The 12889-nt window shown below is 40.7% G+C and carries 12 protein-coding genes; 5 read left to right on the top strand and 7 right to left on the bottom strand.

What is annotated here, in order from left to right; all coding sequences use genetic code 11:
- Nucleotides 1–542 precede the first annotated feature (542 nt).
- The gene (gene galU, locus FKV42_RS09225) at nucleotides 543–1406 is read left to right on the top strand and encodes a UTP--glucose-1-phosphate uridylyltransferase GalU (RefSeq protein WP_154809928.1); all 864 of its coding nucleotides are present in this window, start codon (nucleotides 543–545) and stop codon (nucleotides 1404–1406) included.
- A 96-nt stretch (nucleotides 1407–1502) separates the two neighbouring features.
- Here galU and FKV42_RS09220 read toward each other — a convergent pair whose 3' ends face one another.
- The 6 genes from FKV42_RS09220 to iorA form a co-directional block, all read right to left on the bottom strand.
- Nucleotides 1503–1748 (bottom strand): hypothetical protein, encoded by a 246-nt coding sequence (locus FKV42_RS09220; protein ID WP_154809927.1) that lies wholly within the window; start codon nucleotides 1746–1748, stop codon nucleotides 1503–1505.
- Between the two features lie 5 nt (nucleotides 1749–1753).
- Nucleotides 1754–2821, bottom strand: coding sequence for a PASTA domain-containing protein (locus FKV42_RS09215; RefSeq protein ID WP_154809926.1), 1068 nt, complete (start codon nucleotides 2819–2821; stop codon nucleotides 1754–1756).
- Nucleotides 2822–2837: 16 nt separating this feature from the next.
- A complete protein-coding gene (locus FKV42_RS09210) occupies nucleotides 2838–3245 on the bottom strand; it encodes a hypothetical protein (RefSeq protein ID WP_230375578.1) in 408 nt (135 codons plus the stop codon).
- A gap of 71 nt (nucleotides 3246–3316) precedes the next feature.
- On the bottom strand, nucleotides 3317–3925 hold the full coding sequence (locus tag FKV42_RS09205) for a hypothetical protein (protein ID WP_154809925.1): 609 nt from the start codon (nucleotides 3923–3925) through the stop codon (nucleotides 3317–3319).
- Nucleotides 3926–4119: 194 nt separating this feature from the next.
- Nucleotides 4120–4716 (bottom strand): indolepyruvate oxidoreductase subunit beta, encoded by a 597-nt coding sequence (locus tag FKV42_RS09200; protein ID WP_154809924.1) that lies wholly within the window; start codon nucleotides 4714–4716, stop codon nucleotides 4120–4122.
- A complete protein-coding gene (gene iorA / locus FKV42_RS09195; protein WP_154809923.1) occupies nucleotides 4713–6542 on the bottom strand; it encodes an indolepyruvate ferredoxin oxidoreductase subunit alpha in 1830 nt (609 codons plus the stop codon). Before iorA ends, FKV42_RS09200 begins: the two co-directional genes overlap by 4 nt.
- A gap of 197 nt (nucleotides 6543–6739) precedes the next feature.
- On the opposite strand from iorA, the gene FKV42_RS09190 reads away from it, so the two are divergent.
- Nucleotides 6740–7801, top strand: a complete 1062-nt coding sequence (locus FKV42_RS09190; protein WP_154809922.1) for an RMD1 family protein — start codon at nucleotides 6740–6742, stop codon at nucleotides 7799–7801.
- Between the two features lie 17 nt (nucleotides 7802–7818).
- Here FKV42_RS09190 and FKV42_RS09185 read toward each other — a convergent pair whose 3' ends face one another.
- A complete protein-coding gene (locus FKV42_RS09185; protein WP_154809921.1) occupies nucleotides 7819–8616 on the bottom strand; it encodes a hypothetical protein in 798 nt (265 codons plus the stop codon).
- Between the two features lie 298 nt (nucleotides 8617–8914).
- Here FKV42_RS09185 and FKV42_RS09180 point away from each other — a divergent pair, with 298 nt between their 5' ends.
- The 3 genes from FKV42_RS09180 to cca all read left to right on the top strand — a co-directional run bounded on the left by FKV42_RS09180 (nucleotide 8915) and on the right by cca (nucleotide 12883).
- The gene (locus FKV42_RS09180; protein WP_154809920.1) at nucleotides 8915–10270 is read left to right on the top strand and encodes a glutamate-5-semialdehyde dehydrogenase; all 1356 of its coding nucleotides are present in this window, start codon (nucleotides 8915–8917) and stop codon (nucleotides 10268–10270) included.
- A 34-nt stretch (nucleotides 10271–10304) separates the two neighbouring features.
- Nucleotides 10305–11429 carry a glutamate 5-kinase gene (gene proB / locus FKV42_RS09175; protein WP_154809919.1) on the top strand — a complete coding sequence of 375 codons (1125 nt, stop codon included), beginning with the start codon at nucleotides 10305–10307 and terminating at the stop codon, nucleotides 11427–11429.
- 107 nt (nucleotides 11430–11536) lie between these two features.
- On the top strand, nucleotides 11537–12883 hold the full coding sequence (gene cca, locus FKV42_RS09170) for a CCA tRNA nucleotidyltransferase (protein ID WP_154809918.1): 1347 nt from the start codon (nucleotides 11537–11539) through the stop codon (nucleotides 12881–12883).
- The last annotated feature ends 6 nt before the right edge of the window (nucleotides 12884–12889 follow it).

Genomic DNA, 12889 nt, shown 5'->3' with positions numbered 1-12889 from the left:
ACGCATTCAACGCCGAATCTGTACAATATTCCAGTCATCACCAGACCTTCGTAGCCCAAAGGAACTACTGAGGGGTCATCTCGAAAAGATTTAAACATCCCAGTATTTTAACACCTTATGTGTAAGCGGGCATTCCTGAAGAGGCCCAATTATACTTCATGTTAAATCCGACTTTTTCGCACTGTAATCTTAATACATGTAGAATTACATATTCCTACGTAATCTACGCTGCGCCATTAAAGGAATATATAATATATAAACCCTTTGCAAGAAAAATAGACTGAAATACAAATGGGCACAATTTATACTAAACAAATAATTTTTCAGTGGTAAAATACTCCTGATCCGATATGAACACTGCGCATAAGCAATAGATTAATTAATCCAATAATCCCGGAAAATGTAAATCATATTTACAGATAAGGATGATTTAAAAATATCAGAATAATACTATATGTATAGATTATATATACATAAAGTTCATCAGAGAAACAAGATATATTACAGGACATAGCCTACACCAGAAAATCAGGAGTTAAAAAGTGGAAATTAAAAAAGCAGTGATACCTGTTGCAGGAATGGGAACCAGATTCCTGCCTGCCACAAAATCCATGCCCAAAGAGATGTTACCTATAATTGATATTCCGGTAATCCATTATGTGGTAGAAGAAGCCATAGCATCCGGCATTGATGATATAATATTTGTAACAGGCAGAAGTAAACGTTCAATTGAAGATTATTTTGACGATTCCCCCGAACTTGAGAATCACCTTCGTCAAAAGAATAATGAAAAGCTCCTGAAAATCGTACAGGACATATCTTCCATGGTAGATATACACTACATCCGCCAGAAAGAGCCTAATGGACTTGGAGATGCCATCCTTACTGCTAAAAAGCATATTAATGACGAACCTTTTGCAGTCCTCCTTGGTGATGACATTATAGTAAATAAGAAACCATGCACAAAACAACTCATCGATAATTTCATGAAATATGGTCGCTCGACAATTGCAGTAGAAGAAGTTCCAATCGAAAAAACCGGGAGTTATGGAATAATCAAAGGCCAACCAGTGGAAGATTCACTTTACATCCTGGAAGATATTATAGAGAAGCCATCCCCACAAGAAGCACCTTCAAACATCGGTGCAATCGGAAGATACGTATTCACACCCGAAATACTGGACTGCATCATGCAGACAGACAAAGGAGTAGGCAATGAGATTCAGTTAACTGACGGAATACGCCTTTTAAATGAAGAACAAAAAGTCTATGCTTACAAGTTCATGGGAAAAAGATATGACACCGGTGACAAAGTAGAATATGTCAAAGCCGTAATTGACTTTGCCCTTAATAAAGAAGAGATGAGAGAACAAATAAAAGAACATATTGCAGGCATTAACCTGTGATTATTTTTTAGAGAAGCTCTTGCTACCAAATACTGCGAAACTAATCTTCGCACTATAATATGTAGGGAATAAGAACCTGAGTCCACAATATTCTAATCATTGTGGGTTCCGTTTGATAACTTTTCTCACTGTTCGACCCCTGAAATTAACCCCTCCGACAAGGAGAACACCAGGTTTGCGTTTGATGACCTCGGAATAGTCACCATCAAAAGTAGCAATTATACTTTTATTTGCAATAACATCAACTCTGCCACCTATACTTACTAAAGCTTTCAGTATTCCTTCTATCTGGGAAGGGGTTGCATTGTCTGCAACCCTCACAAGATGAGTTTCAACAGGCATTACTGCTACTTCCGAAGAACAGATTTTCTTGTGGAACTAATCCTTGCACCCACACTTACTGGTGATCTAGCAACCGACGTTGATACGGGCCTTACAGCAGTACTTCCGGAAACTGCAGCAAACTCTATATTTGAACTTGCAACAACAAGATCTATGGCAGTTCCAATATCTGCATAAATGCCTGCTTCAACAGACTGACCTATAACCGTGCCAGCTTTCAAGGAATTCACCTGCTCAGTCACCTTGCCCAGGGACAGACCACGCTCTTCCAATGATTTCCTGACAACTGCGAGAGTATTACCTGTCAGATCAGGAACCTCCACAGATGTAATCTTTGAAATTACCAGATCAACAGTATCACCGGGCTTTGCAACAGAATTGCCAGAAGGCATCTGTGAAAGTACAGTACCCTGTACAAAATCACTTTCCTTTTCAATAATTTCTCCCTGCACAAAACCTGCTTCTTTGATAATAGTAAGTGCAGCATCAAGTTCCAGACCTACAACATCAGGTACATCTTCATAGCTGTTGAAGTCGGGAGTCTTTGATGATGAACTAATAGTGAATTCAACCTCACTCAAGTTACTCGCAGGAATAAGATCATCTGCTTTAGGTAACTGGAAACGAAGATCATTGCCACTCATAGCAATATTTGTCTTGAGTTTGATATTCATAGAACTAACACTATAATTTACCCGTGAAGAACTCCCTATAAGAGAGGATTCCATACTCTGAAGCGAATCACTAAATGCTTTTACCAGGTTTTCCGATGAAAGTTCTGGCCTAGTACGTGATATTTGTTCCAACTTTTTCTCAAGTTCCAGCTTCTCATTGATGATATCCTTTACACGACTATCCAATATCAAATATTCCTGTTTTAAAGCAAGATTTTCTTTCTGAAGATCTTCAAGTGTAGCTGTTTTAGAGATAAGGTCGTTATTGATACTTTCATATTCAGACTCCATAGCTGCAATAGTTCTTTCAGCAAGAAGATAACTTTTTCTTTTTGCTGCAGCCGTAGTTGCTTTGTTAAGACTTTCAAGATTTTTCCTGAGATCAGTAATATCAACCATTCCAACCCTCCTGCGCTCACTCTTCCGTTACACGGTAAGATGGTGGTACTGATACAATCTTGGCTTTCAGGACACTTGAACCCTCTACATCATAAGAATTTAGTGATTTATATGATGCATTTAATGGCGCTGCCTTCAGAATACGTTTGTATCCGCGAACAAGGCCTTTGGAATCTTTTTCTTCTTCATATGACATAGAAAGAGTCATCTTGAGTTCAATATCCACTTCAGGAAGATGATACCATGTAGCTTCCAGATTGTAATCTTTAAGAACTTCATCACTGGATAACTCTATCTGAGTGTCAATTGAGTTTTTATCCATTGCTTTTTGAGTCTGAGCAATAGATTTACCCATCTCACTTAATATTGTAGAAAGAGGGCTGACAAGTACCTCTTCAATATTCACGTTACTACTGGATGGCAATATACTACCCCCTCGATCATCGTAAAAATAAATGGCCAATGCAGACTATGACTGCATTGATAAGACCTTTATTACTCAGTAGCCTCTTTCACACGAACCGTAGGAACAGCTCTTTCTGGAGGAGGTACTGGCTTAAGGGTAGTTCTCAGAAGACTGGTGCCCGATTCATTGAAAGTATACTTGGACTTGTATGTTGCATCGTAAGTAGATGTGTATGCAACATTAGTGGTATTCTCAGCACTTACCTTGGCCTTACCGAAGAGAAGACCTGCAAGCCCACCGGACTGGTAGCTACCTTTAATCTTTGATTCATTGGTGAACTTGAATTCCCGGCCATATTTCCTTTCTGTAGAATACTCCCTCTTCATTGAGATTGTCATCTTTACCTCAATGATAGATTCAGTGAATTCATAGAAACGTGGCTCCAGACCATAGGTCAACAGTGACATTGGTTGATCGTTCGTTACCACATCAGTTGCAGTGACGTTATTATCCTCATCCACTGTTTCCTCTATATAGAGAATTACACTTCCAGCCTCTAGTTCTGTCTCTGCAAGGGCCTGTGCGACATTGATAGAATTCATATCAAGTGCAGTCTGCCCTTCTGCGATGGCAAAGGCCATCTCTTTTATCATGTCCCCAAATGGAACATCTAACAATTTTTGTCCAACTGATGCCATATTTAATTCTCCCGCAATATATGATACAAGTAAATATAGGTCAATATTGTTTAAAGACTTTACGTAAAATAAGAAGATGAATATAATATTAAAAGTTGAGATTGTATATAGCTACGCATGCCTAAGAAATATTCAAAAATGAAAATAAATCAAAGTCAAACAAAGAAAAATAAAAGATTAACAGGATGATAAGATCATCCTTGAGTTATATCCCGGCCCATCTCAAAAGCCTTAACGTTGATATCAATGCTCTTCTGAGGAACAAGTTCCCTGACACATTCAACCAGAGTATCAATAGAAACAGGAAGATAGCTTGAGACTGCACCAACCATGGCAACGTTCATGGACTGTGGATGACCTGCCTCCTTTGCAAGCTCAGTTGCATTGAAAGCTTTGACCTTGTGGGTTTCTTCCAGCTTTGCAATGATTGCATCGACATCAGGATAGGTACACTGTCCTGAAGTCACTGTTACCGGATGTATGGGGTCGGTGTTTACTATTATAGTACCATCATCAGAAAGGAATTCAAGATACCTGAGTGCCTCACTTGGTTCAAGTGCAAGCAGAACGTCAGCTCCTTTCATCGGGATCATGGAACCAAGTTCACAGCCAAGCCTGATGTGATTTACAACAGATCCGCCACGCTGTGCCATTCCATGTGTTTCTGCTGCACGTACGGACATGTTTTCCTTTACAGCAGCCTTACCGATTATGTCTGATGCAAGGACAGTACCCTGTCCACCCACACCGGCGATGACAAGATCAAATTTAGATATTCCTTCAGCACTCATTTCTTCACCTCCGTGATAGCATCAAATTTACACAGGGCTGCACATACTCCACAGCCGGTACACATTGCATTGATAGATGCTTTCTTTGTAGTAGTGTCAAACTCAATTGCAGGACAGCCGAGGTTTACACAGAGTTTGCAGCCGACACATTTCTCAGCATCGATAGTAAATGGTTTCCTGCGAATACCGGAACGCTTTGCATCAATAACACAATACTGTCTTGTAATGACAACCGATGTACCCTTGTATTCTTTTGCCCTTTTGAAGACCTCTTCACATTTCTCAAGGTCATAGGGATCAACCGTTTCCACAAAACCGGCACCCATACCCTTACACAATTCCTCAAGAGAAACTTCAATTGTTGGCTCACCTGTTACAAGCTTACCCATCCCAGGATTTGGCTGATGACCGGTCATTGCAGTGATGCGGTTATCCACTATAGTTACTGTGATGTCTGCTTTATTATAGATAGCATTGAGCAGGCCATTCATTCCAGTGTGGAAGAATGTTGAATCTCCAATTGAACAGCATATCGGTTTTTTCTCTCCTGCATGATACATTCCGCTTGCTACGGTTATGCTTCCACCCATACAGAGTGTTGTGTCAACTGTGCCGCTCTGGATACCCAGTGTGTAACATCCAATATCACTTGGGAAAATCGCATCCTTGCCGTAGACTTTTTTCATGACATGGAAACTTGCCCTGTGGGAACATCCCGGACACATGACAGGAGGACGCATTGGCAGGTCAATCCTGCAACGGTCATAATCGGAGTCCTCTGAGACTTCTGCAGGAACATCCGGTCTTTCAAGTTCAAGAACCTCTGCAAGAACGTCTGCACAGATATCGGTGTTCAGTTCGTATACTCTTGGAACCGGCCCTGGCATCTTGCCGACGATATCTACAGTAGAACCTGTCTGCTGTGCAATTATTCTGACCTGTTCCTCAACTATTGGCTCCATTTCCTCGAAAATGATTACTTTCTCCGTATTCTCAAGGAGAGTGCGTATCTTGTTCTCAGGAACAGGATAGGTTCCGATCTTGAGGAATGATGCTTTGATACCCTGTTTAATAATAGCTTCCTTTGCATAAACTGAAGCAATACCTGATGCTATGACTCCTACCTTTGCGCCGTCAACAAGTTCCAATGAGTTCCATGGAGAGTTTTCCAACTCTTCCTGCATGGTTTTCTGAATCTCAAGCAGATGAACATGCTGTACCCTTGCATTCTTTGGAACCATAACCCATCTTTCAAGGTCCTTTACGAACTCTGCTGCAGGTCTTGTTTCTTCCACAGGTCCAAGCTCAATATCTGATTTCCCGTGGGAAATACGGGTTGTCGGCCTGAAGATAACAGGCATCTGGACCTTGTTTGAGAATTCGAATGCGTATGGAATCATGTCCTTGGCTTCCTGTGGTGTGGAAGGGTCAAGACATGGTATGAGTGAGAATTGTGAGTATCTGCGGGTGTCCTGCTCATTTTGTGATGAATGGCATGAAGGATCGTCTGCAACGATTATTATCATGCTGCCTTTGACACCCATGTAAGCAAGGGTGAGTAATGGATCAGCAGCTACATTTAATCCGACGTGTTTCATGGTTACTACTGAACGCACGCCAGCCATTGCAGCACCTGCTGCTACTTCAAGGGCAACTTTCTCATTGACCGACCACTCTACGTAAAAGTCTCTTTCCTTCATCCCTGCCAGTGTACCGATGATCTCAGAGGACGGTGTTCCGGGATAACCGGATATGACCTGTCCGCCTCCTTCCACGATACCGCGTGCAATTGCAACGTTTCCCAGCATGTACTCGCGTGTGCTCATGTTAATCTCCTGCCAAGTCATACAAAATGATTATTGATAAAGATATCTGGAAGAATGTGACATGTTAACACATATCAGCCCATAGTGATTTACTAATAGCTGAACGAGAGATATCAAAATCATCAGCTTCCTGTAAAGCTTTATAAGCTTACACCGTGCAATATCAAGTATAGTTCTCCACAGGAAGACAAAAATCCATGATAACGATTCGTTTTTACAGGATCTATGACATTGGACTGGATATTGACCTTGACTGGCTTGAAAAAGAACTTGCCAGCAGTTTCACCACAAAAAGAGCGAGTTTTGTGCGTGTCAGACCAACATCTATTATTATGGATGTTCCACCATTGTCTATCCGACTCGGAGAGTGCAGTGTGGAGAAGGAAGGAGAGAACTTTAGGTTCTCTGTTTTCGCACGTATTTTCCGTGTTGGTGCTATCAGCCTGTGTTTTGCTTATGAGAAAGAAGATGCAAACTTTGAATTCCTTGAGGACACGGCACTGTTGTTCTCTGAGCAGGAAGGACTTGAGGATTTGTTCCTTTCACACCTCAATACTCTGGCAGATATACTCAAACCGCATATCAAAGGGTTTTCACTCAGCCCGGATTTCTTTGAGGACTATACCACATACCACATGGACTGGATTGATGAGTCTATCGACCCAATTCCTCTGCTTGCGGGTGAAAATATAGATTTTTCACCGCAGATGAGAGAAGAAATTCTCAAATCCACACATAGTTATACTAAAAATGACCGTGCTATATTTTCCTGGGACTCCGCCTTGATCTGTGACCCTGATAATCCTACTGACCTTTTTGATCTTATTGAGTTTGCAAATGTGCAGGTATTTGAGCTGCGTTACTATGACAGGGAACTGAGCAGGCGTATGGAAAAAATGTACGATGACATTACTCTTGCAGATAAACTTCCGTTCTTCAAAAGAAGGCAGCAATACAGGACAATAATGACACAACTCATGCAGGATAACGCTGCCCTTTCTGAAGTCACCGAGAAGGTAAACAATCTGATCAAGGTCACTGAAGATGTATATTATGCAAAAGTCTATTCAACCGTACTGAAAACACTAAGAAGCGACCAGTGGACTGAGAGCGTAAATCATAAAATCGATGTTATAAGAGACAATTATGCGATGCTCTCCGATGAGGTCAGAATCCAGCACTCCAATTATCTGGAATGGATAGTTATTGTGCTGATAGCTATTGAGATTGTAATGGCTGTGGTGGAGTGGATTGTGTAATGGTGAAGTGAGAAAACTTATGTATAACTTGTAAGAACCAATTTCTCTCTAAACTTATCCAGATTTTCTTCTATTTCTTTTAGCTCCTCTATTAGAGGAAGCACTTTATCCATTCCTAAGTAGAGATTGTAAATCCATAATCCAATATCATCAGCTTTATCAAAATCAGTTATATGAACAACAATTTCCTTGTAATAGGACGCAGATTCCACAATCTCATGGAATATATTTTGAATACATGTTCTTAAATTCAAAAATAACTCAGGTTTAAACTCCTGAATAACGTGTCTGAACTCATGTTCTAATTTATCCAATTCATCTAAAGCACTAAGAAGATTTCTAATAAATAGACCATCCATATCATAAACTAAACCAGAACTACTATTTGTTGAGCACCACAAACTCATATTATTACATTTACCTTCTACTAAAGAAGTAAATATAAAATCCTTATTTTCAGCTGACAGTTCTTTTTCCTTTTGAGATTCAGTTTCACAAGAGGCTTTTAGACGAATTTCAGTAGAAGTTTCAACTATCACATCAGACTGTTTGTTTTCGTAGGATGTTGCGATAACATCTCTTCCTAAAGAGTCAAGTTGATAATAAGTATCTTCATCATCATGGGGATTCGTTATTTCAGAAAAACAATCAATTCTAAAAAACAACTCATCTTTTATTTTTGTAGAGAATAATTTGAGCTTTTCCTTTTCTTTGAGCCTTTCTTCAAGTTTTTTCTGCTTTATTATCGAATATAAAGCTAAAACGACCCCAAAAAGACCAATAATATAGCCAATTACTTCTCCCGTAACTACCATACAATACCCCTTGTTATGATGAAAAAATAATTAATACATCGTAAGAGCTTTCTTCCCATAAAATTTTATCCTACATAATGCCATCAAAAATAAATCTGTGGATTTTAAATAAATGTATGTATCCACTTTTCAATTGCCAGTAATTATAATACAATCATAATCGACAAATATAAAACCAAAGAACTATGTGCAATGTCTACAAGTATACTTGTAAAAATGTCTACTAGTTTATCTATAGTAGAGTAATAATCAATATAGTCTGACAGCACTCTTTTAACAAACCCAGGGTGGTTTATTCATGGTTCTTGAAATTGAAGAAAAGGTCATTGAGGCAAAGAAGGCGTCCATCATTCTTGCAAGTGTCAGTACAGACACAAAGAATGAAGCTCTTGAAGCAATGGCACAGGCACTTGACGATAATCGCGATAAGATACTCGAAGCAAACCAGAAAGACATTGAAGCAGCAGAGAAACTCAAAAGGAAAGGCGAACTTTCCCAGGCTCTCGTGGACAGGCTCAAGGTCAACGACAGCAAGATCAGCGGAATGATAGAGGGAATCCGTGATGTAATCAAACTCGAAGATCCGGTAGGCAAAACTATTGATGCACTCGAACTTGATCAGGGACTTGAACTTTACCAGGTAAGCTGCCCGATCGGACTTATAGGAGTAATATTTGAAGCACGTCCGGATGTAGTTCCACAGGTCATGTCCTTATGTCTTAAAAGTGGCAATGCAACCATATTCAAAGGTGGAAGCGAGGCCCTCAATTCCAACCGTGTAATTTTCGACTTATTAAATGAAGCTGCAGAAACCACAAAAGGAATGCCAACCGGTGCGTTCCAGCTCATGGAAACAAGGGAAGAGGTCAACGACATCCTTAGTATGGATGCATACATCGACCTGCTCATTCCAAGAGGATCAAATGCATTTGTCAAATACATGCAGGACAACACAAAGATTCCAGTTCTCGGACACGCAGACGGAATCTGCCATGTTTATGTTGACGATGAAGCAGACCTTTCAAAAGCATACGAAGTCTGTTTTGACTCTAAAGTGCAGTACCCTGCCGTCTGTAACGCAATGGAGACACTGCTTGTAAATGCAAAAATTGCTGACAAATTCCTGCCAAAGATGGCAAGAATGTATGATGAAGCAGGTGTCCAGATGCGCTGTGACGAAGCATCCTTTGAGATGCTCGGGCAAATAGACTTCCTTAAAAGCATAGTCCGAGCCGTTGAGGACGACTGGAGAACCGAATACAACGACCTCACACTCTCCATCAAGATAGTTGAATCAATGGATGAAGCCATCGAGCACATCAACCACTATGGCTCACACCACACTGACGGCATAATCACAGAGAATGACCACAAGAAGAAGAAATTCACTGACCTCATCGATTCGTCAAGTGTAATGCTTAACGCATCAACCAGATTCGCAGACGGATTCCGTTATGGAAAAGGAGCAGAAGTCGGAATCAGCACAAACAAGATACATGCACGTGGTCCTGTTGGAATGGAAGGACTTCTCATCTACAAGTACATACTCGTAGGCAATGGCGACAAAGTTGCTGACTACGTCGGTCCTGAAGCAAAGAAATACACACACCGCACGCTCAACAAGAAAGTCGGTGATGCAGTTTCCAGAAAATAAAACAGGTTAACATAAACACGCAGGAGCATCACTTTTGCACGACAGGAAAGAGCTCTTCAAAGATGTAAACAAGATTGTTGTTAAAATAGGAACGTCATCCATCAATACAGAAGACGGAAAGCTCAACCAGCTGTTCATGGAGAATATGGCCGCCCAGGTTGCCGAACTCCATGAAATGGGAAAGAAGGTCATACTTGTAAGTTCCGGAGCCATCGGAATAGGTATTGACATTCTTGATTTTGACAGTCGTCCCAAAGAGATACCGGTAAGACAGGCATGTGCTGCCGTTGGTCAAAGCGTGCTCATGCAGCAGTGGTGCAGCTCCTTTGCAAAACACAACCTGAAAGTAGCCCAGATACTCCTGACATACGACTCTTTCTCAAACAGGCTCACCTATCTTAACCTCAGGAACAGCATATCAACCCTGCTAAGCTATGGAGTCATACCAATCATCAACGAGAACGACAGTACTTCAGTTCATGAGATTGAGGCAACATTCGGTGATAATGACAAGCTTTCTGCAATGCTTGCTAGTAAAATGGAGGCTGACCTCCTTATTATCCTTTCTGACATTGACGGTTTATACGATAAAAACCCAAAACGCAACGACGATGCAAAACTCCTGAACCTTGTGGAGGAAATAACTCCTGAAATCGAAAGCTTTGGAGGCAGCCCTACCAGTATGAAAGGTGTTGGCGGCATGAGGACAAAAATCGAGGCCGCCAAGATTTGCTATATGTCAGGCTGCTACCTGATAATTGCAAACAGTGCTACTGAGAATGTGGTTACAAAAGTGCTTTCGGGAGAAGAAATTGGAACACTATTCCTTGCCAATCAGGAAGTTTACAAAAACAGGATACGCTGGATACTGCTTTCAAAAGCATGTGGTTCTATCGAAGTAGATACAGGTGCAAAGGAAGCAATACTCAACAGCATGAGCCTCCTGCCTTCCGGAGTTACAAAGGTAAACGGAGAATTTGACAGAGGAGAAATTGTTGAGATTATCTGTGAAGGCAAAGTCTTTGCAAAAGGCATAACGGATTATTCCTCAGAAGAACTGGAACAAGTTAAAGGCCAGCACACAGATATGATAGCTGAAATTCTTGGTTACAAGAACTATAATCATGTGATCAAGAAAGAAAATACAGGCATCTGCTAAGATGTCTATTGCCAGCTACTAAAGTTGTGGCTAACTTTTTTTATAAAAATTTCATTACTTTTTTATAACTGGCCCTCGTTATAAGGGTTCAAATCCCAGGATCAAAAATGACACTAGAAGAACAAGTACTTGAAAGGATTAAACCCAGTCCTGCTGAAAAAGAGAAATTACAGGAAGTTGCTTCTGAACTACTTGCTAGAGTCAGCACCGTTGCGAGAATAAATGGAATAGAGGGCATAGTCCCAAAACTCGTGGGTTCTGCAGCCAGAAACACATGGATATCAGGCACACACGACCTTGATGTTTTCATATCATTTCCTGAAAGTGCGAGTCGTGAAGAACTGGAAGAAAACGGACTCCTGATTGCAAGAGAAGTTGCAGAAAATGGAACAAACGTTGAAGAACGATATGCAGAGCACCCATACCTTAATATACATTACAAAGGTTTCGATGTTGATCTTGTACCCTGTTTTGCTGTTGAGTCCGCAGCAGAGATAAAATCCGCAGTCGACAGGACACCATTCCACAATGAATTCATCAAAATGAGCATCACCGGCAGAGAGGATGATGTTCTCATAATGAAACAGTTCATGAAAGGTACCGGCACCTATGGTTCAGAACTTCGAACTCAGGGATTTTCAGGTTACTTAACTGAACTTCTCATAGTCCACTATGGTTCATTCCGCAACCTGATCATCAGTGCATGCAACTGGAAACCGGGACTTGTAATAGACATGCTGGAGCACGGAACATTAAAACACGAAGACCCTCTGGTTGTCGTTGATCCCACTGATCCAAAAAGAAATGTAGCAGCAGCACTTTCGCTTAACCAATTTGCAAGGTTCATAGATGCCTGCAGATCTTATTATGATGAACCTTCTGAAGAGTACTTCTTCCCTAAATGCAAAGAACCAATGTCAGATGACGAGATAATCAAAATGATAAACTCAAGGAGAAGTGCGTTCGTTGCTATATATTTCAATCCCCCCGATCTGGTGGATGATATATTATATCCCCAGCTGGACAAAATGGAACAAGCTATCCGTGCACTCTTTGAAGAGTATGAATTTCATGTGATAAATTCAGGATACTGGGCAAATGAAGAAGCAATAATACTAATAGAACTTACCACATCCCAACTCCCATTTGTCAAGAAACACAGAGGACCTCCGGTCTGGTCCTATGCACATGCAAAAGGATTCAAAGACAAATACGTAGGTTCAGATGAATTATTCTCCCTCTACATAGAGGATGGATTCTATATTGCTGATATCAGACGCAAATTCACTACAGCAAAAGAGCTGCTTGAAGGAAAGCTACAGCAATGTTCTCTGGGAAAACATCTTTGTAAAACAGTAGAATCAGGATTCACCATACTTGAAAATACAGATATTGCCAAGGTCAATGATCCCAATTTCAGAAAATTTCTCCGAAAATGGGAACAGGGAAGATAAATTACC

This window comes from Methanolobus vulcani (assembly GCF_006546655.1).
Classification (GTDB): domain Archaea; phylum Halobacteriota; class Methanosarcinia; order Methanosarcinales; family Methanosarcinaceae; genus Methanolobus; species Methanolobus vulcani_A.
Note: the sequence above shows the minus strand (reverse complement) of the source record. Positions and strands in the feature narration are given on the sequence as shown.